Annotated in this window: 22 protein-coding genes; 13 read left to right on the top strand and 9 right to left on the bottom strand. The window is 68.5% G+C overall.

The window, feature by feature from the left end; translation table 11 throughout:
- Nucleotides 1–24: 24 nt before the first annotated feature.
- Nucleotides 25–1,119 carry an alanine dehydrogenase gene (ald, locus tag CBR61_RS02490; RefSeq protein ID WP_088912950.1) on the bottom strand — a complete coding sequence of 365 codons (1,095 nt, stop codon included), beginning with the start codon at nucleotides 1,117–1,119 and terminating at the stop codon, nucleotides 25–27.
- 136 nt (nucleotides 1,120–1,255) lie between these two features.
- Here ald and CBR61_RS02485 point away from each other — a divergent pair, with 136 nt between their 5' ends.
- From CBR61_RS02485 to CBR61_RS02475, 3 genes are all read left to right on the top strand, one after another.
- Complete coding sequence (locus CBR61_RS02485) at nucleotides 1,256–1,696, top strand: Lrp/AsnC family transcriptional regulator (protein ID WP_088915410.1); 441 nt, start codon at nucleotides 1,256–1,258, stop codon at nucleotides 1,694–1,696.
- A 199-nt stretch (nucleotides 1,697–1,895) separates the two neighbouring features.
- The gene (locus CBR61_RS02480) at nucleotides 1,896–2,945 is read left to right on the top strand and encodes a diacylglycerol/lipid kinase family protein (protein WP_088912949.1); all 1,050 of its coding nucleotides are present in this window, start codon (nucleotides 1,896–1,898) and stop codon (nucleotides 2,943–2,945) included.
- Nucleotides 2,942–3,835: a hypothetical protein gene (locus CBR61_RS02475; RefSeq protein WP_088912948.1), complete on the top strand. Its 894-nt coding sequence runs from the start codon at nucleotides 2,942–2,944 to the stop codon at nucleotides 3,833–3,835. Before CBR61_RS02480 ends, CBR61_RS02475 begins: the two co-directional genes overlap by 4 nt.
- A 24-nt stretch (nucleotides 3,836–3,859) precedes the next feature.
- On the opposite strand, the gene CBR61_RS02470 is transcribed toward CBR61_RS02475, so the two are convergent.
- Nucleotides 3,860–4,390, bottom strand: a complete 531-nt coding sequence (locus CBR61_RS02470) for a DUF2141 domain-containing protein (protein ID WP_088912947.1) — start codon at nucleotides 4,388–4,390, stop codon at nucleotides 3,860–3,862.
- Between the two features lie 253 nt (nucleotides 4,391–4,643).
- Here CBR61_RS02470 and rpe point away from each other — a divergent pair, with 253 nt between their 5' ends.
- The 7 genes from rpe (at nucleotide 4,644) to dxs (ending at nucleotide 12,428) form a co-directional block, all read left to right on the top strand.
- Nucleotides 4,644–5,306, top strand: coding sequence for a ribulose-phosphate 3-epimerase (gene rpe / locus CBR61_RS02465; RefSeq protein ID WP_088912946.1), 663 nt, complete (start codon nucleotides 4,644–4,646; stop codon nucleotides 5,304–5,306).
- Nucleotides 5,306–7,174, top strand: coding sequence for a heparinase II/III family protein (locus CBR61_RS02460; RefSeq protein WP_088912945.1), 1,869 nt, complete (start codon nucleotides 5,306–5,308; stop codon nucleotides 7,172–7,174). The genes rpe and CBR61_RS02460 overlap by 1 nt, the downstream gene beginning before the upstream one ends.
- An 8-nt stretch (nucleotides 7,175–7,182) precedes the next feature.
- A complete protein-coding gene (gene purH / locus CBR61_RS02455) occupies nucleotides 7,183–8,784 on the top strand; it encodes a bifunctional phosphoribosylaminoimidazolecarboxamide formyltransferase/IMP cyclohydrolase (protein WP_088912944.1) in 1,602 nt (533 codons plus the stop codon).
- Between the two features lie 225 nt (nucleotides 8,785–9,009).
- Nucleotides 9,010–9,195 (top strand): hypothetical protein, encoded by a 186-nt coding sequence (locus tag CBR61_RS02450; protein ID WP_088912943.1) that lies wholly within the window; start codon nucleotides 9,010–9,012, stop codon nucleotides 9,193–9,195.
- Nucleotides 9,196–9,200: 5 nt separating this feature from the next.
- Nucleotides 9,201–9,881, top strand: coding sequence for a peptide-methionine (S)-S-oxide reductase MsrA (msrA, locus tag CBR61_RS02445; protein WP_088912942.1), 681 nt, complete (start codon nucleotides 9,201–9,203; stop codon nucleotides 9,879–9,881).
- Nucleotides 9,882–9,960: 79 nt separating this feature from the next.
- Entirely contained in the window at nucleotides 9,961–10,425 is a 465-nt protein-coding gene (locus CBR61_RS02440; protein WP_088912941.1) for a Fur family transcriptional regulator, read from the top strand.
- Between the two features lie 71 nt (nucleotides 10,426–10,496).
- Nucleotides 10,497–12,428 (top strand): 1-deoxy-D-xylulose-5-phosphate synthase, encoded by a 1,932-nt coding sequence (gene dxs / locus CBR61_RS02435; protein WP_088912940.1) that lies wholly within the window; start codon nucleotides 10,497–10,499, stop codon nucleotides 12,426–12,428.
- Nucleotide 12,429: 1 nt separating this feature from the next.
- Here dxs and CBR61_RS02430 read toward each other — a convergent pair whose 3' ends face one another.
- The gene (locus CBR61_RS02430; protein ID WP_088912939.1) at nucleotides 12,430–13,398 is read right to left on the bottom strand and encodes a VacJ family lipoprotein; all 969 of its coding nucleotides are present in this window, start codon (nucleotides 13,396–13,398) and stop codon (nucleotides 12,430–12,432) included.
- Nucleotides 13,399–13,522: 124 nt separating this feature from the next.
- On the opposite strand from CBR61_RS02430, the gene CBR61_RS02425 reads away from it, so the two are divergent.
- Both CBR61_RS02425 and CBR61_RS02420 read left to right on the top strand, forming a co-directional pair.
- On the top strand, nucleotides 13,523–14,320 hold the full coding sequence (locus tag CBR61_RS02425) for a crotonase/enoyl-CoA hydratase family protein (RefSeq protein WP_088912938.1): 798 nt from the start codon (nucleotides 13,523–13,525) through the stop codon (nucleotides 14,318–14,320).
- 34 nt (nucleotides 14,321–14,354) lie between these two features.
- On the top strand, nucleotides 14,355–14,678 hold the full coding sequence (locus CBR61_RS02420) for a hypothetical protein (protein WP_088912937.1): 324 nt from the start codon (nucleotides 14,355–14,357) through the stop codon (nucleotides 14,676–14,678).
- A 7-nt stretch (nucleotides 14,679–14,685) separates the two neighbouring features.
- On the opposite strand, the gene CBR61_RS02415 is transcribed toward CBR61_RS02420, so the two are convergent.
- Nucleotides 14,686–15,363, bottom strand: coding sequence for an NnrU family protein (locus tag CBR61_RS02415; RefSeq protein ID WP_088912936.1), 678 nt, complete (start codon nucleotides 15,361–15,363; stop codon nucleotides 14,686–14,688).
- A gap of 48 nt (nucleotides 15,364–15,411) precedes the next feature.
- Nucleotides 15,412–15,879 carry a PaaI family thioesterase gene (locus CBR61_RS02410; RefSeq protein WP_088915409.1) on the bottom strand — a complete coding sequence of 156 codons (468 nt, stop codon included), beginning with the start codon at nucleotides 15,877–15,879 and terminating at the stop codon, nucleotides 15,412–15,414.
- A 79-nt stretch (nucleotides 15,880–15,958) separates the two neighbouring features.
- Between CBR61_RS02410 and CBR61_RS02405 the strand changes: the two genes are divergently transcribed.
- Entirely contained in the window at nucleotides 15,959–16,324 is a 366-nt protein-coding gene (locus CBR61_RS02405) for a winged helix-turn-helix transcriptional regulator (RefSeq protein WP_088912935.1), read from the top strand.
- On the opposite strand, the gene CBR61_RS02400 is transcribed toward CBR61_RS02405, so the two are convergent.
- From CBR61_RS02400 to CBR61_RS02385, 4 genes are all read right to left on the bottom strand, one after another.
- Nucleotides 16,321–16,824 (bottom strand): FKBP-type peptidyl-prolyl cis-trans isomerase, encoded by a 504-nt coding sequence (locus CBR61_RS02400; RefSeq protein ID WP_088912934.1) that lies wholly within the window; start codon nucleotides 16,822–16,824, stop codon nucleotides 16,321–16,323. The genes CBR61_RS02405 and CBR61_RS02400 overlap by 4 nt on opposite strands.
- Nucleotides 16,824–18,137, bottom strand: a complete 1,314-nt coding sequence (locus tag CBR61_RS02395) for an amidohydrolase family protein (RefSeq protein WP_088912933.1) — start codon at nucleotides 18,135–18,137, stop codon at nucleotides 16,824–16,826. The genes CBR61_RS02400 and CBR61_RS02395 overlap by 1 nt, the downstream gene beginning before the upstream one ends.
- Nucleotides 18,134–19,561 (bottom strand): amidohydrolase, encoded by a 1,428-nt coding sequence (locus tag CBR61_RS02390; RefSeq protein WP_088912932.1) that lies wholly within the window; start codon nucleotides 19,559–19,561, stop codon nucleotides 18,134–18,136. Before CBR61_RS02390 ends, CBR61_RS02395 begins: the two co-directional genes overlap by 4 nt.
- A gap of 88 nt (nucleotides 19,562–19,649) precedes the next feature.
- Nucleotides 19,650–21,230: a peptide MFS transporter gene (locus CBR61_RS02385; protein WP_088912931.1), complete on the bottom strand. Its 1,581-nt coding sequence runs from the start codon at nucleotides 21,228–21,230 to the stop codon at nucleotides 19,650–19,652.
- Between the last annotated feature and the right edge of the window lie 42 nt (nucleotides 21,231–21,272).

Raw genomic sequence — 21,272 nt, 5'->3', positions numbered from 1 at the left:
CGTTCGTCGAGCCGCGTCGCCCGTTCAGCCGAAGGGCAGGTCGAGCGCCTCGGCGACCGCGCGGTGGGTGATCCGGCCGCCCGCGACGTTGAGCCCTGCGGCAAGGTGCGGATCGGCGGCCATCGCCTCTTCCGCACCCAGATTGGCAAGCTTCATCACATAGGGCAGCGTTGCATTGCCGAGCGCCATGGTCGAGGTCCGCGCCACGGCGCCGGGCATGTTGGCGACGCAGTAGTGGATCACCCCGTCGACGAGGAAGACCGGGTCTTCGTGGGTGGTGGCATGGCTCGTCTCGAAGCAGCCGCCCTGGTCGATGGCGATGTCGACCACCACTGCGCCCGGGCGCATCGAAGCGATCATCGCGCGCGTCACCAGCCTGGGCGCAGCCGCGCCCGGGACGAGCACCGCGCCGATCACGAGGTCGGCCCCGGCCACCGCCTCGGCAATCGCGGCCGAGGAGGAGAAGGCGGTGCGGATGGTGTTGCCGAACACCATGTCGAGCTCGGTCAGGCGGCGGTGCGAGATGTCGAAGATCGTCACGTCGGCGCGCAGGCCCACGGCCATCTGCGCCGCGTTCACGCCCGCCACCCCGCCGCCGAGGATCACCACCTTGCCCGGCTCAACCCCCGGCACCCCCCCGAGCAGCACGCCGCGTCCGCCCTGGTGCTTTTCGAGATAGTGCGCACCGCACTGCACGCTCATCCGCCCGGCGACTTCTGACATAGGCTTCAGGAGCGGCAGCGAGCCGTCGGGCGCGGTCACCGTCTCGTAGGCGATGCAAGTCGCGCCCGATGCCATCAGCCCCTCGGCCTGCGGCTTGTCGGCGGCGAGGTGGAGATAGGTGAAGAGCAGGTGATCCTCGCGCAGCATCGCGACTTCGCCGGGCTGCGGCTCCTTGACCTTCACGATCATGTCGGCGCCCGCGAACACGGCGGCGGCATCGGGAAGGATCGTCGCGCCCGCAGCCTCGTAGGCGGCATCGGTGAAGTCGACGCCGAGGCCCGCGCCGCTCTGCACCACCACGGAATGACCGGCGCCGGTGAGCTCGGCGACGGCACCCGGAGTGAGGCCGACGCGGTATTCGTTATTCTTGATCTCGGTGGGGACGCCGACGCGCATGGGCTCTCTCCTGATGTCTCTCTGGCGCGGCATCTAGCAGAAGGCGCATGCGGGTTCTTCGCAATGATCGGCGGGGACCTGTGGCCTTGCGGGATTTTCTTGCACTGATGCCTCTCTCGATGCAGGAATTATGCACATGGACCGTATTGACCGGAAAATTCTCGATCTGCTGTCGGCCGACGCGCGGCTTACCGGCGAGCAGATCGGCGAGCGCGTCGGCCTCAGCCCTTCCGCCGCGCACCGCCGCGTCAAGGCTCTCGAAGAGACCGGCGCGATCCTCGGCTACCGGGCGCGGCTCTCGCGCGCGGCGCGCGGCAATCCATCGACCGTGTTCGTGCAGGTCACGCTCACCGACCAGCGCCAGGCGACGATGCTCGCCTTCGAGGCGGCGCTGGCGCGCACCGAACAGGTGGCCGAGGCCTATCTGATGAGCGGGCCTTCGGACTACCTCGTGAAGGTGCTGGTGCGCGACGACGACAGCTACGAGCGGATTCACCGCGAGATCCTCTCTGCCTTTCCGGGAGTGCAACGGCTGGTCAGCCAGTTCACGATCCGCACGCTTGAAGGCGGTGACTGAGCCATTTGTCGCCGCCTTGCGGCAACTATGCGACAAATGTGGCAATCGGGCGAAAGACGCCGGTCCCGGAAACGGTAGGTTTCGACCCCTCAGCCCTTGTTTTTCGCCGCACAGCACCGATCTGCCGGGGCCTGTTCTGTTACAGTTCAGGGTCAAGATTGCAGTAGAAAGTTGGTTTTCCGACCCGTATAGGACCGCCATGGCAACGCCGATCTACGAATTTGCGCAAATCCCGCGGGTCGACGCCGCCAGCCGCGCCCGTGCGCGTGTCCGGCGGATGCGCGATGCCGGGCAGGCGCCAACGGTCGGCGTGATCTACAATCCGCGCAGCCATCGCAATCTCGGTGCCGATTTCGACTGCGGGATCTGCCCACACGTCCACATCGCCCAGCCGCGCGAGCGCGGTCAACTGCCGCTGGCGCTTGCCGAGTTCGCCGAAAAGGGGATCGACCTTCTCGTGATCAACGGCGGCGACGGGACGGTGCGCGACGTTCTGACCTGCGGACAGGCGGTGTTCGGCGAGGAGTGGCCGGCGATCGCGGTGCTGCCCAAGGGCAAGACCAACGCGCTCACCGTCGATCTCGGCGTGCCGGACGACTGGACCTTGCAGGACGCGATCGACGCGCTCGATCACGGCAGCCGTATCTACCGCCGCCCGATGAATGTCTCGGCGCTGGGCACCGACGCCAAGCCCGGCGCGGTCTCGCGCGTGGCGGGCTTCATCCTCGGCGCGGGCGCCTTCACCAAGGCGACCCAGGCCGGGCAAAGCGCACACAAGCTCGGTGCCTTCAACTCGATGGTGGTCGCCGTGACCGGCATCTGGGCGCTGCTCCAGTCGCTGTTCGCGACCCGCGGCAACGCCTGGCGCAAGGGCGCGCGGATGCGCATCGGGCTGGGCGCGGCCGATGCGCCGATGGTCCATAGCGGGCACGGCGATCCCGCGATGCGCCAGCTGCTCTTCGCCTCGACGCTCGAGCGGCTCCCGGCCGGGATCAAGCCGTTCGGCGCGCTCCGGAGTGGGCTGAAGCTGGTAGCTATCGATCAGATTTCGCGCCGCACCACGGCGCTGATCCCGCTGATGCTGCTCGGCAAGATCAAGGGCCCGCTGCGCCAGCGCGGCATCCACCAGCTCGCCGCGACCCAGTTCAGCCTGTCGATCGACGATCAGTTCATCCTCGACGGCGAGGCCTTCCCCGCGGGCGACTATCGCATCGAGCAGGGGCCGGAGCTCGCCTTCGTCGCACCATGAGCGGCGCGCTCGAAGCGCGGATCGCTGCGCGTCTGGCCGCCCCGGTCGATCCCGCGGTCGCAGATTTCGCCCACGCGCTGGCCGAAGCTTCGGGCGCACGCGCCGTGCTGTTCTACGGTTCGAACCTGCGCACCGGATCGCTCGAGGGCGTGCTCGACTTCTACGTCCTGCTGCCGGGGCGGGAGAGCAGCGCGATCTGGCCGCGTGTCTCCTATCACGAGCGTGAGCATGAGGGCCTGACCCTGCGCGCCAAGGTCGCGACCATGGCGCTGTCGACCTTCGCCCAGGCGGCGGAGGGAACCCTCACCGACACCACGATCTGGGCACGTTTCGTCCAGCCTTCCGCTCTGGTGTGGGAGGCGGACGAGGCCGCCCGCAGCGACGTGATCGCGGCCGTCGCCGCCGCTTCGGCCACCGCCGCGCGCCTCGCCGCCGCGCTCGGCCCGGCGAGCGGCACTGCCGAGGATTACTGGCGGGCCCTGTTCCGCGCCACCTACGCCGCCGAGTTCCGGGTCGAGAAGGGCGGGCGCGAGAACGACATTCTCGCGGTCAACGCCGATCACTTCGCCGGGCTGCTGCCGCTGGCGCTCGAGGCGGCGGGGATCCCCCCGGGGCTCCATGGGGCGATCCTTACCCCGCGCCTGATGCCGGCCGAACGGGCGCGGATTCTCGGCTGGTGGAAGCGCCGCCGGCGGCTCGGCAAACCGCTCAACCTTCTGCGCCTCGTCAAGGCTAGCACCACTTTCGAGGGGGCGGCGCGTTATGCCGCGTGGAAAATCGAGCGGCACACGGGGATGGCCGTCGAGGTCACGCCCTTCCGCGAACGCTACCCGCTGCTCGCTGCGCCGCAGGTGCTGTTCGATCTGTGGCACCACAGGCGCCGCGCCTGACGCGCACGCCCCGCGGCGCTTGCGTCACATGTACTGGATGTTGATCGACATCCGGCTCACACCGCCATCCGCGCTGAAGCGGGTCTTGTCGACCGAGGGCGGGCGCGGGACGAGGCCGAGGATCTTCCTGATCCCGGGATTGTTCGACATCCCCGCCCCATCCGCCAGATCGGACTTGCGGTTGCCGTTGACATCGTGGTGGACCGCGATGGCATAGTCCCCCGCTGCGGGGAGGGGCACGCACACCGTCATGCTGCCGGGCTGCGGCCGCGCATCGACGCGCATGACGTAGCGCTTGCTCTGCAGCCAGTCGCGGCTGTTGGCGGGATAGGCGCGCACGAAGAGGTTTCCCTCGGAGGACTTCAGTCCGTTGACCGTGATGCGCACCGCCGGACCCTTGCCCGCGGCGCATTGCGCAAGATCGTTCGTCATCGTGCGGGCATAGGTGAAGCCCTGCGCCGCCACCGGCAGCGCGAGGGCACCGGCCAGCAGCGCCCCGCCCGCGGCGCGGCGGACAGGGCGGGACAGGTTGGGGAGGGACGGCAGAGCGTTCATGGATATCTCGCGAGGACAGGTAAGGAGAGGAGCGCAGGCGCGCAAGCGGGAGGGGGCGAAAGCGCGGGCGGGGCTCATCGGCTCATGGCACATCCATTTGTGGCACGATGCGCCTGAATTGCGGCTTAATCTGCCGCTTTCGTGCCCCGGCGACCGGACCCGCGGTGGAAAAGCCGCCCCGCACGCCTTGTCCCGGCTTTCGCCGCTCCCGTATGGCCGGGTATCGCGCCACACGGGATCTGTCGTCGCCGTCATGCCTGCCCCCCTGATCTCCCCCTCGATCCTCTCCGCCGATTTTGCGCGGCTGGGCGAGGAGGTGCGCGCCATCGACGCGGCGGGGGCGGACTGGATCCACATCGACGTGATGGACGGCCATTTCGTGCCGAACATCACCATCGGTCCCGATGTCGTGAAGGCGCTGCGCCCCCATTCGGCCAAGCCCTTCGACGTCCACCTGATGATTGCGCCGGTCGATCCCTATCTACAGGCCTTCGCCGAGGCCGGGGCGGACATCATCACCGTTCACCCCGAGGCGGGGCCGCACATCCATCGCACGCTCCAGGCGATCAAGGCGCTCGGCAAGAAGGCGGGCGTGGTGATCAATCCCGGCACGCCGGTCGAGGTGCTCGACAACCTGATGGACATGGCCGACCTCATCCTCGTGATGAGCGTCAATCCCGGTTTCGGCGGGCAGAGCTTCATCCCCTCGCAGCTCGACAAGATTGCCCGCATCCGCTCGATGATCACGCGCTCCGGCCGCGCCATCCATCTCGAGGTTGACGGCGGGGTGAACGCCGAAACCGCACGGATGTGCGTCGAGGCGGGGGCCGACGTGCTGGTTGCGGGCTCGGCGACGTTCAAGGGCGGGCAGGACGCCTATGCCGCCAACATCGCCGCGCTGAAGGGCGAGAGGTGATGGCGACGCTGCTGCGCACCCCTGCCGCGGCCCGGGCCGATGCGCTGGTGGAGCGGGTGGCGGAGGCTCCGGTGCTACCGCTCGGCAGCGGGGCCGAACCTGGGACGGAACCGCCAGCACCGCCGCGCCCGGAGGAGCCCTCGCGCGCGCTCGCCCTGTCGGATGTCATCGCGGTGAAGGCCGGGCCGGGCGAAGCGCTGATCCGGCTCGCCTACCGCATCGGCATCCCCGGTCATGCCATCGCCGCTCCGTTCCGCCGCCCGCAGGCGCCTCGGGTGATAGCGACGGTGGAAAGCCCCAACCGCGGCGACCGCGCGGCAGGCACGGCCCTGCGCGCGGGGCACTTCCTGATCCACGGCGTGCGCCTCCCCATCGCGAGCTTCGATTTCTCGCTGCCCGCGCACCACGCCCCCGGCGTAGAACGGGTGGTCCATTCCTTCGCCTGGCTCGCCGATCTTGCCGCCAGCGCGCCGCGCGCCGACGGTGCCGCCGTGGCCGAGCGGATCGCGACCCAGTGGCTCCACGCCCACGGCGTCCCCGGCAAGGGTCCGGCATGGGAAACCGAACTGACGGGCCTGCGGCTCGTCGCTTGGCTAGTGCACGCGCCGCTGATGCTCGGCGGCAACGACAAGGCGCTGAAATCCCGCCTGCTCGCCGCCATCGGCGCGACCGCGGGCTGGCTCGACAAGCGCGCCCCGAGGGAGCCTGCGGGCTTCGGACAGGTCGCCGCCTGGGCAGGCGTCGTGGCAGCGGGGCTGCTGCTCCCCCACGGCAGACCGCGGCGGCTGTTCGGCGAGGCCGGGCTGGTCCGGGCGCTGGGCGACATGGTCGGCGAGGACGGAGGGGTGCTGTCGCGCTGCCCTGCCGCACAGCTCGACGCGGTCCGCCTGCTGACCGATCTGCTGGCCTGCTACGAGGCGGTGAAGGTGGCGCCCCCGCCCGCGCTCGCGGTGATGCGCGAGCTGCTTGTCCCGCCGCTGCTCGGCCTGCGCCACGGCGACGGGTCGCTCGGCAGCTGGCAGGGACAGGGCGCGATCCCCGCCGACCGCGTCAACGCCGTGATCGAGGCAAGCGGCGTGCGCACCCGTCCGCTGGCGCAGGCCGGGGGCTGGGGCTACCAGCGCATCAAGGCGGGCGAGACCCTCGTCCAGTTCGACACCGCCCCGCCGCCGCGCGCGAAGCACGCCCGCACCGGCTGCGCCTCGACGCTTGCCTTCGAGCTTTCGGACGGGCCGCAGCGGATCATCGTCAATTGCGGCGGCGCGGCGCTCGCCGGCGGGCAGGTCCCCGCACGCATCGGCCAGGGCCTGCGCGCCACCGCCGCCTTCTCGACCCTTGTGCTCGACAACGCCAATTCCACCGCCGTCCTGCTCCACGGCAAGCTCGGCAAGGGCGTGGAGACGGTGGAGTTCGACCGCCGCACCGTCCCCGGTCGGGCGCGCGAGGCGACCCGGATCGAAGCCGCGCATGACGGCTATGCCGGCCGCTTCGGCCTCACCCACCGGCGCATCCTGACGCTGAGCGGGGACGGAACCGAACTCGCCGGCGAGGACATTCTCGTGCCCACCGCGAAGAACGGGAAGCGCGGCAAGATCGGCTTCGCGATCCGCTTCCACCTCGGGCGGGGGGTGGAGGTGCAACTTTCCGGCGACAAGCGGGGTGCCAGCCTGCTGCTGCCCGACGGTCGGCTCTGGCAATTCCGGCTCGGCGGCGATAGGGCGGGCGCCGACGCAATCACCCTGTCTGCCGAGGACAGCCTGTGGGTCGACGGCGAGGGCCGCCCCCACGCCACCGAGCAGCTGGTGATCGAGGGACTGGCATTGCGCAGCGGGGGGCAATTCTCCTGGCTGCTGAGAAAAACGGGGTAGCATCCACCATGAGCGACAATGTGATCCGGCGGGCGCTGCTGTCAGTGTCCGACAAGAGCGGTTTGGCCGATCTGGGCGCGGCGCTCGCGGCGCGGGGCGTGGAGCTGGTCAGCACCGGCGGCACGGCCAAGGCGCTGCGCGATGCGGGCCTTGCGGTAAAGGACGTTTCCGAACTCACCGGCTTTCCCGAGATGATGGACGGGCGGGTGAAGACCCTCCACCCCACGGTCCACGGCGGCCTCCTCGCCCTGCGCGACAATCCCGAACACGTCGCCGCCATGGAGGCCCACGGGATCGGTACGATCGACCTGGTGGTGGTCAACCTCTACCCCTTCGAGGCAACCGTGGCGAAGGGCGCCAGCCGCGAAGAGGTGATCGAGAACATCGACATCGGCGGGCCCTCGATGGTGCGCTCTGCGGCGAAGAACCACGGGTTCGTCACGATCCTCACCGATCCGGCCGATTACGCGACGCTGATCGAGGAAATGGAGGCCAATGGCGGCGCGACGACACAGGCCTTCCGCACCCGGATGGCCGGCAAGGCCTATGCCCGCACCGCCGCCTATGACGCCGCGATCGCCAGCTGGTTCGCCTTCTCGCCCGCCGCCAGCGACGAGCCGACGCTGTTCCCCGAAACGCTCCCGCTCGCCTTCAAGCGCGCCGACACGCTGCGCTATGGCGAAAACCCGCACCAGTCGGCGGCGATCTATGTCCCGCAGGTGGCGGGCACGGCGGGCGTGCCGCAGGCGGAGCAGCTTCAGGGCAAGGAACTCTCCTACAACAACCTCAACGATGCCGACGCCGCCTTGGACCTGGCGGCGGAGTTCGCCGGGCAGGAACCGGCGGTCGTCATCGTCAAGCACGCCAACCCTTGCGGCGTGGCGCAGGGCCGCTCGCTGCTCGCCGCGTGGGAAGCGGCGCTGGCGTGCGACAGCGTCTCGGCCTTCGGCGGGATCGTCGCGGTCAATACCGAACTCGACGCCGCGACCGCCGAGGCGATCAGCGCGATCTTCACCGAAGTCGTGATTGCGCCTTCGGTCAGCGCCGAGGCGCGCGAGATCTTCGCGAAGAAGAAGAACCTGCGCCTGCTCGAATGCGGCGCCCTACCGAACCCGCGCCGCGGCGGGCTGGCGCTCAAGACCATCGCCGGGGGCGTGCTGATCCAGTCGCGCGACAACGGGGCGATTGGGCCGGACGACCTCAAGGTCGTCACGAAGCGTGCGCCGACCGAACAGGAACTGAAGGACTGCCTCTTCGCCTGGACCGTCGCCCGGCACGTCAAGTCCAACGCGATCGTCTACGCCAAGGATGGCGCGACCGCAGGGATCGGCGCAGGCCAGATGAACCGCCGCGATTCGGCGCGGATCGCCGCGATCAAGGCGAAGGAAGCCGCCGAGACCCATGGCTGGGACGCGCCGCGCACCGTGGGCAGCGCAGTCGCCTCGGACGCCTTCTTCCCGTTTGCCGACGGATTGATCTCTGCCGCCGAGGCGGGCGCGACAGCCGTGATCCAGCCGGGAGGTTCGATCCGCGACGACGAGGTGATCGCCGCCGCGGACGAAGCGGGGCTGGCGATGGTGTTCACCAGAATGCGGCATTTCCGGCATTGATGCGTCGCGAAGGGTCCTTCGCCCCTTCGTCATCGGTTTGGTCGCGCAACCTGTCGCGTTGCGCGCACGGCTGGGCCGTTCTTCCGCCCCTGCGCAACTATTTTTCAGCCGATCCGTAACCAGTTTAGGGCCGAGACCCAATACGGCCCGACCGCCGGTTCATCCCGCCGCAATCCGGCAGCGGGCAAAGGGACAGGCGGAAATGACGCGAATCACGAGCACCCAATGCGCCTCTTCAGCACCGACCTGTTCCGCAATTTCGGCATCGGCTTCGTCCTTGGGGCGGTGCTGATCGTCGGCGCGAACGCGGAAAGCTGGAGCGACGCCGTGGCCGCACCCGCGCAGGCTGCCGAAATCGTCAAGGCCCCGGCCCCCGCGGCGGAGTTCGTGATCGCGCCTTCCGAAGGCTGATCCCCATGCACAAGCTTGCTGTCATGCTCGCCGCCGGTTCGCTGGCGCTGAGCGCCTGCGCCGGTCCCGCGACCGCTGCCGAGGAACCCGTCGACGCCCCCGCCGCCGCCCGCATCGCCAAGGAGAAGCCCGGCCTCAAAACGGCGGTCTTCGCAGGCGGATGCTTCTGGGGGGTCGAAGGCGTCTTCAGCCACGTCAAGGGCGTGACCGGCGCGGTCTCGGGCTTCCACGGCGGCACGAAGGAGAGCGCGAAATACGACATCGTCGTCACCGGCATGACCGACCATGCCGAATCCGTGAAGATCACCTATGATCCTTCGGTCGTGCGCTACGACGAGCTGCTGCGCATCTTCTTCTCGGTGGTCGCCGATCCCACGCTCAAGAACCGTCAGGGCCCGGACGTGGGCGCGCATTACCGCAGCGCCATCGTGCCCACCAACGCCGAACAGGCCGCCGTCGCCAAGGCCTACCTCGCCCAGCTCGGCAAGTCCCAGCTTTGGTCGAAGCCGATCGTCACCCGGATCGAGAGCTACAAGACCTTCTACCCGGCCGAGGGCCACCATCAGGACTTCATGCTGAAGAACCCAAAGCACGGCTACATCGTCCGGTGGGACGCGCCGAAGGTGGCGGCGCTGAAGCAGATGTTCCCGCAGCACTATCGCGCGAGCTTCCTCAAAGGCGCCTGAGGGTCGGCGCTGTTCCCGGCCGGAACGACTGTCACAAGTCGCCTTTGCGCTTTCCGCGTGTCCGCCTATATTGGCAGACATGGGACAGCACGCACACACCCACCATGAACACCGGGGCGCAGACCTCGTCGCCGAGGCCGCCCGCGCGCTGATCGCGGGGGGCGAGCAATGGACCTCGATGCGCGAGGCGGTGTTCAACGAACTCACCAGGCACGAACGCCCGGTCTCTGCCTACGACATCGCCGACAACCTTTCGGCCGCGCGTGGCAAGCGGGTCGCGCCGAACTCGGTGTACCGCATCCTTGATGTCTTCGTGACGAACAACCTCGCCATGCGGGTCGAGAGCGCCAACGCCTACCTCGCCAACACCCACCCGGGCTGCGCGCATGACTGCATCTTCCTGGTGTGCGACGAATGCGGCGAGGCCGCCCATGTCGACGACGAGGAAGTGAGCCGCGCTGTCCGCGCCATCGCCGCCGCCCGCAGCTTCAAGGCCGAACGGCCGGTGCTCGAGATACGCGGCCTGTGCAAGGCCTGTGCATAGGCGATCCGCGTTTGATCTGACGCAAGCCTTTGCGTCGACACACCGCTATTCCGGGTGTAAGGCTGGGGGTTATGACACAACCGCCTTACACTCCTCTGCTCGATCAGGTTGACACTCCGGCCGACCTGCGCCGCCTCAAGCCCGAACAGCTCCGCCAACTCGCCGACGAACTGCGCGCCGAGATGATCGACGCGGTCAGCGTCTCGGGCGGGCACCTCGGCTCCGGCCTCGGCGTGGTCGAACTGACCGTCGCGATCCACTATGTCTTCAATACGCCCGAGGACAAGCTGGTGTGGGACGTGGGGCACCAGTGCTATCCGCACAAGATCATCACCGGCCGCCGCGACCGCATCCGCACCCTGCGCCAGGGCGGCGGCCTCAGCGGCTTCACCAAGCGTTCCGAGAGCGAATACGACCCCTTCGGCGCGGCGCATTCCTCGACCTCGATCAGCGCGGCGCTGGGCTTTGCCATCGCCAACAAGCTGAAGGGCGAGCCCGGCCGCGGCATCGCGGTGATCGGCGACGGCTCGATGAGCGCCGGGATGGCCTACGAGGCGATGAACAACGCCGCGCAGGCCGGTAACCGGCTGATCGTGATCCTCAACGACAACGACATGTCGATCGCCCCGCCGGTGGGCGGGCTTTCGGCCTATCTCGCGCGGATGGTGTCCTCGAGCGAATATCTCGGCATCCGCAGCCTCGCCTCGCGCGCTATCCAGAAAATGAGCCGCCGCCTCCACGATACGCTCGGCAAGGCGGAGGAATTCACCCGCGGCATGGTGACCGGAGGGACGCTGTTCGAGGAACTGGGCTTCTACTATGTCGGCCCGATCGACGGGCACAATCTCGATCACCTCCTTCCCGTGCTGGAGAACGTGCGCGACACGAGCGAAGGCCCGGTGCTGATCCATGTCGTGACCGAGAAGGGCAAGGGCTACGCCCCCGCCGAGAACTCCGCCGACAAATATCACGGCGTCCCCAAGTTCAATGTCGTCACCGGCGAGAAGGCCAAGAGCAATCCGACGGCGCCTGCCTATCAGGACGTCTTCGGCCTGACGCTGGCGAAGCTTGCCGAAACCGACGACAGGATCTGCGCGATCACCGCCGCCATGCCTTCGGGCACGGGGGTCGACAAGTTCGCCAAGGCGCACCCCGCCCGCACCTTCGACGTCGGCATTGCCGAGCAGCACGCGGTGACCTTCGCCGCCGGCCTCGCGGCGCAGGGGATGCGGCCCTTCGCGGCGATCTATTCGACCTTCCTCCAGCGCGCCTATGACCAGGTGGTGCACGACGTGTGCATCCAGAACCTGCCCGTGCGCTTCGCCATCGACCGGGCGGGCCTCGTGGGTGCCGACGGGGCGACCCATGCGGGGAGCTTCGACATCACCTATCTCGCCACCCTGCCTAACATGGTCGTCATGGCCGCCGCCGACGAGGCGGAGCTGGTCCACATGACCTACACCGCCGCCGAATACGACGAAGGCCCGATCGCCTTCCGCTACCCGCGCGGCAACGGCACCGGAGTGCCCCTGCCCGAGGTTCCGGTGAAGCTCGAGATCGGCAAGGGCCGTCTTGTGCGCGAAGGCTCGAAGGTCGCGATCCTCTCGCTCGGCGCGCGTCTGGCCGAGGCGCTGAAGGCCGCCGACACGCTGGAGGCAAAGGGCCTTTCGACAACCGTCGCCGACCTGCGCTTCGCCAAGCCCCTCGACGAGGAACTGATTGCCCGTCTCATGCGCACCCACGAGGTGATCGTCACGGTCGAGGAAGGCGCCATCGGCGGTCTCGGCGCCCATGTCCTGACCTTCGCCAGCGACGAGGGCCTGACCGACAACGGATTGAAGGTCCGCACCCTGCGCCTGCCCGACACCTTCATCGACCACGACGATCCGGTGAAGCAGTATGACGAGGCCGGCCTCAACGCGCCGCACATCGTCGATACGGTGCTCAAGGCACTGAAGCACAACAGCGCGGGGATCGAAGCGGGCGAGGAAGTCAGGGCCTGATCTAACGCGGGCGGGTGATCGGCAAGGTCTCGGGGTCAGCAGGCGGTTCCACCGGCGCCGCCGCGCCTTCATCCGGAGCCGCTGCCGATTGCGCCTTCATCGCCTCCAGCTCCTCCAGCCACATGCGGTCGCGTTCCGAGATCGGCTCGCCTTTCAGCTCCGCGATGTCCTGCCGCCGCCGGGCGAGGTAGGTTTCGCGGCGCAGGCGGTAGGGATCGTCGGCGTTACGGATGCTTTCGATCTCCTCGTCGAATTCCAGCCGCTGATCGAGGCCGTTCACCACGAAATAGGTCGCCGCATAGGCCGGGCGGTTGAAAGGCTTGCCCACCGCCAGTGGCAGCAGCAGCTGGTCGAGCGTGCTCCCGGCGAGATCGCGCACACTCGTCGCTCCCGTCACCGGCAGGTAGAGGTAGGGTCCCGGCCCCACCCCGTAATAGCCCATAGTGTTTGCAAAGCCGTTGCGGCGATAGGGCAGATCCGCCTTCTTGCCCGCCACGTCGAACAGCCCGCCCACGCCGATGGTGGTGTTGATCGCCATCCGCCCGAGCGTCTCGAAGGCCTTGCCGACCTTGCCTTGGAGCAGGAAATTGAGCGCGTTGCTCGGCTCGCCCAGATTGCGCACCACGTTGCCGAGCCCGTCGCGCACCGGCCCGGGCAGGCCATCGCGGTAGGCATAGGCGACGGGTTCCACCAACGCCTGATCGACCGCCTGCGTGAGACGATAGCTCTCCTCGTTGACGCGCTCCATCGGATCGCTCTTGGGCGGGCCGATCTCGCCCTCGACGACGATCTCGCCGACGGGCGGTTCATCCTCCTGCGCGGGCGGACCTGCTTCCTGCGCCGCGGCGAGGCTCCATGCCAGCGGCACGACATCGGCCACCGGCACCTGCGCCGGCGGGGGCAGCGGTGCGGCGGCGAGCGCGGCGCCCAGCAGCGAAGGCGAGGTCGCAATCAGCCCAAGGCCCGGCATGACACTCCTTTCGCTTCCGGCGTTCCACGTTCCTGCGCGCCCACTCCGCGCAATTCTTGCCCTTTATCCCCCCGGCCTATACGCAAGCTGAATTATCCGACACAAAGGCGCAAGTTACTCCATCATGTCCCTGCTCCAGATCGCCAAGGAAGGCCCCGTCACCATTCTCACGCTCGACCGGGCGGAGAGCATGAACCCCCTTGGTGCGCCGGGCGACGGGGACGAGTTCGTGCGTGTCGCGGGTGCGATCAACCGCGACATGGAGTGCCGCGTGGTGATTCTGACCGGCGCAGGGCGGGCCTTCAGCGCGGGCGGCGACGTCAAGGCGATGCGCGACAAGACGGGGACCTTCGGCGGCACAACCCCCGCCATTTCCGACGGTTACCGCGACAATATCCACCAGATGCTGCGCGCGCTCTATGGCCTGCGCGTGCCGGTGATCGCGGCGGTCAACGGGCCGGCGATCGGCCTCGGCTGCGACGTCGCCTGCCTCGCCGACATCCGCATCGCTTCGGAAACCGCGAAGTTCGGGGTGACCTTCCTCAAGCTCGGGATCATCCCGGGCGACGGCGGCACCTGGATTCTACCCCGCGTGATCGGCATGAGCCGCGCGGCGGAGCTGTTCTACACCGGCGATGTGATCGACGCCGCGACGGCGCAGGACTGGGGCCTCGTCAGCCGCGTCGTGCCGGCCGATGCGCTGATGGACGAGGCACGGGCGTTGGCGGCGAAGATCGCCGCCCTCCCGCCGCACGCGCTGCGCCATACCAAGAACCTGCTCCGCCAGGGCCAGCAGACCAGCTACGACACCGCACTGGAACTTGCCGCCAACACACAGGCTATGATGCACACCACCGCCGATCACGCCGAAGGTGTCGCAGCGCTGATCGAGAAGCGCCCGGCGGTGTTCAAGGGCGAATAGGCCGGCCGGCGCGCGGCCTGACAGGAGAAAGGCCGTGAGCATCGAATTGTGGATCGCCCTCGGGGCCAATCTCACCAGCCTGCTGGTCGCCGCGGGAGGCTGGCTCTTCGCGTGGCGGCTCCAGAAGGAAAAGAAGAAGCAGGGCCGGCGCGACAAGCTGCTCCAGCGCTCCTTGCGCGAGATCATGGCGCGGGTGGTGCTCGAGGAGAAGACGATCGACTATTTCATCGACGAACAGCCGCTCGGCAGACAGGCGCTCAAGGTCGAGCTGCGCGACCGGGTCGAGGCGGAACTCGGCTACCGGCCCGCCATGTCGCGCAGCGAGGTGAAGCGGTTCATGGATCAGAACCCGGGGTAACGCCCTGTCAGCCTATCCAGCGGAACACCCCCGCCGGGATGCCGGCGCGCCACAGGTGGACCCAGCTTCCCGCGATCCACAGCGCGGTGCCCGCCAGCAGGGGCACGGCGCCGACCGACAGCAGCCGGCCCCAGCGCGGCCAGTAGCTCGTCTTGCTTTCCCACTTTGCCCAGGCGGCACCCATCAGCGCCTCTTTCTTGGCGTCCTGAAGCCTCGCGCCGACCAGCGCGAGGATGCCCATCGCCAGCGCCGTCACCATCGTGCGGGTGCTCCAGAACAGCACGAGGTGCGAGATCGCCCAGAGACCGATCCCCCACATCATCGGATGGCGCGTGACGCGCAGCGCCCCGCGCGGCTCGGCGCGGGTCTGGGCCTCGGCCTGCGGGGTCGGCAGGGCGGGATTGCCGATGAAGGATCCCGCCAGCAGCACCATCGCGGGCCAGGTCAGGATCGTGGCGATGATCCACCCCGCCTCGCCCGAGCCCGGCAGGTCGGCGGCAGGGGCGGCGAGAAATGCGAAATAGACCCACGCCAGCGTCGCGAAGCTGACCGCGGTGTAGGCCAGCTGGAACCCGCCCGCGCCGAGGGCCTTCACCATGGGTCCGCGAAGCGGGTGAGACATGGCGAAGTGCGAGCCGACAAAGGCAATGTTCGCCGCGATGAGTGCGATGATGTTCCCGTCCATGGCGCGCAGCCTAACATGGGTTGGGGCGGCGCGCCTAGCGGGGCTGCGTCACATGGCCACGGTTTCGCTGGCGAGACCGGTCGGCACGATGGTCGCCTGCGCAGCGGCGACATGGACGGGGGCTTCGCCTTCGCTCTCGGCCCAGACATCGGCGCGCACCACCACCTGCCGCTTGCCGGCCTTCACCACCGTGCCCTTCGCCCGCAGCCGCTCGCCCTTTGCGGGGCGGAGGAAGTCGATGGTGTAGCCCCCCGTCACCACGTCACCCGCAACAGAGGCCCCGGCCCAGGCGCAGGCATTGTCCGCCATCAGTCCGACAATCGCGCCATGCGCGAAGCCGTGATGCTGGGTCATCTCGGGGCGCAGGGTCAGCGTAAGTTCGCTTTCCCCCTGCCACACCTTGACCGGCTCGACATCGAGCCAGGCGGAAAAGCCCGACCGCGCGACCGCGACCTTCCTCATGTAGGCGATCGAGGCTTCGGGGCTGTCGAAACGGGTGACGGGTCTGGTCGACATCGCGGCGAGCTCCATTTAGTCTGTAATGCAGACGTTATGCCGCTTGCCAAGCTGCGGCGCAAGTCTGATAATCAGACGGATGAAAACCTACCGCCCCTCCCGTGCTCCCTGCCCCATCGGCCGGGCTGCGCGCCTGCTCGGCGATCGCTGGGTGCTGCTGATCCTGCGCGACGCCTTTCTGGGGGCGGAGCGGTTCGAGGAATTCGTCGACCGCCTCGGCATCAACCGCGCCGCGCTGACCTCGCGGCTCGCGATCCTGCAGGAGGCGGGGCTGATGGTGCGTGAGCCGCCCGAGGGCAAGCGGGCACGCTACATCCTCACCGACAAGGCGCGCGCGCTGGTGCCGCTCTACGAACAGCTCGGTGACTGGAGCGCCCGGCATCTCTATGCCGAGGACGAGCGCCCGGGCCTTTGGCCGCGGGCGTTCGGCGAGGCACGGCCCTAGTCGGCGATCGCGATCAGCTCGACCTTGAACACCAGTGTCGCATTGCCCGGGATCGGCCCGCGCCCGACCGGGCCGTAGGCGAGGTCCGCGGGTATCGCGATCTCGATCGTCTCGCCCACGCCCATCTGCGGGATCGCGAGCTGCCAGCCCTTGACCAGCCGGGCGAGCGGGAAGGTGGCGGGCTGGCCCCGGGCATAGGAGCTGTCGAACACCGTCCCGTCGATCAGCTTGCCCTCGTAGTGGACGGTGACCGTGTCGGAAACCTTCGGCTTCTTCTCCGAGGCGAGATATTTCACCCAGCGCCAGCGGACCCCGCCGTCGATGAAGTGCCAGCCGTCCGCCGCGGTCAGGCCCAGCAGATAGGCCTGCTGCTGGGCGTGCCACGCGGGGCTCTGCGCCCGGGGGTCGGGCGCTGGTTCGGTGTCCTGCGCCTGGGCCGGATGCAGCGCGAGCAGGAACGCGGCGGCAAACGCGGCAAGGGGCTTGGCGGATGCGGTCATCACCAGTCGTAAGCCTTGGGTCGGTCGCTTTCGTCAAGGTCGATGTAGCGATCGCGCAAGCGGGTCTGGTGGTTGGTGAGGTCCTGTTCGCGCCCGTCGATGAACACGCGGGTCGGCACGCTGCCGACTTCGAGCGGATCGCCGGTCCAGATCACCACGTCGCCGAGCGCGCCGGGCTTGAGCACCCCGGCCTTGCCGCCCATGCCGCTGATCTCCGCCGGGACCGAGCTGATCGCGGCGAACGCCCTGCCCCAATCCATTCCCGCTGCGCCCGGCATCTTCGTCAGCGCCACGAGATTGCCCGCGACCTGCTGCAACCGGCGCGGGTTCTGCATCGTGGAAGCATTGATAGCGACCTTCACCCCCGCCTGCGCGAGGCGCCCGGCGTTGGACTGGGTTGCGCCCAGCTGCTCGAAGGTCTCGGGCAGGTCGACGAGGCCGTTGGCGATCACCGGCACCCCGGCGGCGGCGATGTCGGAGGCGACCAGCCAACCCTCGGTCGCGCCGACCAGCACCAGATCGAGCTTCGGATATTCCTGCTTCAGCGCCAGCACGGCGCGGATGTCGGCCATCCGGTCGACCGCGACATAGAGCTTCTGCCGCCCCGTCACGACCGGCACCAGCGCCTCGGCATCGAAGCGCGAGAGCAGCACCGCATCGCCCTTGTCGATGGCGGTGGTCTCGGGGATGGCGGTCTTGCCAACCAGCGCCTGCGCCTCGCGCAGGGCGGCGCGCAGCAAGGCATGGGCCGCCGCGCGGCTGCCCCCGGCCTCGGCCGCCCCGCCTTCGCCGAGGTTGATCATCTGGAAGGCACGCGCCTGCACCACGGGCCGCGCATCCCCGTCGAGATCGATGATCGCGCCCTGGCCTGCGAAGATCGAGCCCGAGGGCAGGGTGGTCGTCGCGGCGCGGGTGATGCCGGCCGCCTTGTGGACAAGGATGTGCTGCGAGGTCGGGTTGATCGCGGTGGAGGCATCGAGCGCCGCGCTGAAGGGCGTGCCGCCCGCGGTGATGTCGTTCGATTCGTCCACCGCCGAGACATCGGCGAGCCCGAGCGTGGTGACGGTGGCGAACAGGCCGGGGGTGACCCAGGCGCCCTTCGCGTCGACGGCATTGCCGCCGGCCGGTGCGCCGCTGGAGGGTCCGGCATAGACGACCTTACCCGCCTGCACGACCACGGTGCCGCCCTCGATCGGGGCGGAACCGTCGCCCAGCACCAGCCGGGCGTTGGTGATCGTCACATCCTGCGCGAGGGCAGGGGCGGCGGCAGCGAGCGCGAGGGCGCTGGCGGCGAGGGGAAGGAGCCGCTTCATTTCACATCTCCTTCACCGGGCTGGCCGAGCTCGAAATCGCTCACCGGGCGGATCTTGGGGTTCATCGCATCGAACATCAGTGCGCCGTCGATCCACACCTTCTCGGGGCGCGAATAGACGCTCAGCGGATCGCCGTTCCACAGCACCACGTCGGCCATCTTGCCCTTTTCGAGGCTGCCGGTCAGGTCGCCGATACCCATCGCCTTGGCGGCGTTCCAGGTGATCCACTGGATCACGGTCGCATCGGGAATGTCGATGCCGAGCCTGAGACCGGCGGCCTGCGCCTTGGCAGCCTCCTGGTTGAGGCGCTGGATGTCGTTCGCGTCGTCCGAATGGATCACCACGCAGGCGCCTTCACGCTGCAGGAAGGCCGCGTTCTCGAGGATCCCGTCGTAGCTTTCCATCTTGAAGCCATACCAGTCGGCCCAAATCGCCGAGCACACGTCGTTCTCGCGCAGGAGATCGCCGATCTTGTAGGCTTCGACGGCGTGGTGGAAGGCGGCGACCTTGTAGCCCATCTCCTTGGCCATATCGAGCACCAGCGCCATCTCGTCGGCACGGTAGCAGTGGTTCTGGATGAGGATCTCGCCCTTGAGCACGCCGACGAGCGTCTCCTTGCCGAGATCGCGCTTGGCCTCGGGGTTGTTGGCGTAGTCGATTGCGGCGAGCCAGGTCTCGCGGTTGACGGCGAGGTTGCCCATCCGGGTCGAGGGCATCCGCCCGCGGCTGCCGTAGACCCGCTTGGGGTTCTCCCCGCAGGCCATCTTCATCGAATAGGGCGCGCCCGGGAACTTCATCCCCTGCATGGTGCGCGAGGGCACGTTCTTGAGCGTGGCCGAGCGCCCGCCCATGAGATTGGCCGAGCCGGGCAGGATCTGGAGGGCGGTGATCCCGCCATTGGCGAGCGCACGGGCGAAGCCCGGGTCCTGCGGCCAGACCGAATGTTCGGCCCAGACTTCCGGGGTGGTCGGCGCGGTTGCCTCGTTCCCGTCGGAATGGGCATCCACCCCGGGCGAGGGATAGTCGCCGAGGTGCGAGTGGATGTCGATGATGCCCGGGGTTACGAACTTGCCGGCGCCGTCGAATACCGCGATGTCGGCCGGGATCGGGGTATCGGGGCCGCCGACCGCGACGATCTTGCCGCCGGACATGAAGACCACGCCGTTCTCGATCATGCCGCCCTTGCCGTCATAGACGGTCGCGCCGCGGATGGCGGTGGCGACGTTGGGGAAGGGCTTGTAGGTCGAGGGGAACACGCCCTCGCTCTCGCGCTTGGCGGCGAGCTTGCCTTCCTGCTTCGCCGCGCCCGATGCGCTGGCGGTGTCGCCCGCGCTCCCCGTGGTGGCGCAGGCGCTCAGCGCGAGGGCGCCGACGAGCGTGGCGAGCAGGCCCGCGCGGGCCCGCCGTGTCTTATCTGCAAACATTCAAACCTCGCGTTTTCCGATTCCCGCTTTGGAACGGAAAACGCGAGGCTTGTCCATGCCGTTGGACGATTTTTGTGTCCGGCTTCGCTTACCCTGCCGGGCGGGTGGCGGGGTGGATGCCCGCCTGCTGCGGCTCGACGCCGACGCCCGCCTGGCCTTCGAGATCATCGCCGACATTGTCGTCGCGAAGCGTGTCGAGGTGCATCAGCTTGCGGATCAGCGGGCTGATCACCAGCACGCCGATGCCGACTGCGACCGCGATCCAGCCGATCTGCGAATAGACGTCGAGCACCACCTGCTGCCCCGCGCCCTCGCCCGAGGCCTTCTCCGAACCCGTCGCCGCCGCGATCAGGCCCGCGGCGAAGTTGCCGGTGGCCGAAGCGAAGAACCAGGTGCCCATGATGAGCGACGCCATGTGCGCCGGTGCCAGGCGGTTCATCGCCGAAAGGCCGACGGGGCTGAGGCACAGCTCGCCGGTGGTGTGGAGCAGGTAGATGAGGAAGATGAACAGCACCGGGGTCGCAACCCCGTTCGCCGCGCCCGCCACCAGCACCAGGAAGCCCGCGCCCAGTTGCATCAGCGCCAAGCCGAACTTGGCCGGGGCCGAGGGCTCCAGTCCCTTCTTGCCGAGCCATGTCCACGCCGCCGCGAAGACGGGGGCGAGCAGGACGATATAGGCCGCATTGACCGACTGGAACACCGAGGCCGGAACCTCGAAGCCGAAAATCGTGCGATCGACATGGCGGTCGGTGTAGAGATTGAGCGACGAACCGGCCTGTTCGAACAGCGCCCAGAACAGGATCGAGCCGAGGATCAGGAACATGGCGGCGAAGATGCGGTCGCGGTCGTGCGGTTCGAGCTTCACCACCGCGGTGAACAGGACATAGGCCACGAGCAGCAGGCCGAACCCGCCGAGCAGGTAGCCGACCACGGCCTGGTTCTGCACCATCCACCAGCACGCGCCGACCGCCGCCACGCCGACGGCGTAGAGGCCCCATTCGGTGCCCTTGGCGAGCGCCTTGGGCGGCTCGCCGCGGCCGAGCAGCAGCGGCTTGAAGCCGACGAACACGATCAGGCCCAGCAGCATCCCCACGCCCGCCGCGCCGAAGCCGTAGGCCCAGCCGTAGGTCTCGCCGAGATAGCCGCACAGCAGCGAGCCGAGGAACGCGCCGAGGTTAATCCCCATGTAGAAGATCGTGTAGGCCCCGTCGCGCCGCACGTCGGTGCGCGGGTAGAGCTGGCCGACGATCACCGAGATGTTCGCCTTCAGGAAGCCCGAGCCGACGATGATGAAGGCGAGCGCCAGCCAGAAGATGCTGAGGCTGGCGGCATCCTGTCCGCCATTGCCCTCGAAGCCCATCAGGAAGTGCCCGAAGGTCAGCAGCACCGCCCCGTAGGTCACGGCCTTTCTCTGCCCGAGATACCTGTCGGCGAGATAGCCGCCGAGCACCGGGGTGATGTAGACCAGGGCGGTATAGGCGCCATAGATCACGCCCGCCTGGCTGTCGGAGAACAGCCAGTGCTTGGTGAGGTAGAAGATCAGCAGCGCCCGCATGCCGTAGTAGGAGAAACGCTCCCACATCTCGGCGAAGAACAGGACGAACAGACCCTTGGGGTGGCCGAGGAAAGTCCCGGCGCTGTCCCCGTGCGGAAGATCGGCGGTGGCCATGTCAGATAGAATCCCTGAAGTGCGCCCCTCCCGGGCGCGGTC

The organism is Porphyrobacter sp. CACIAM 03H1 (genome assembly GCF_002215495.1).
Classification (GTDB): Bacteria; Pseudomonadota; Alphaproteobacteria; order Sphingomonadales; family Sphingomonadaceae; genus Erythrobacter.
Note: the sequence above shows the minus strand (reverse complement) of the source record. Positions and strands in the feature narration are given on the sequence as shown.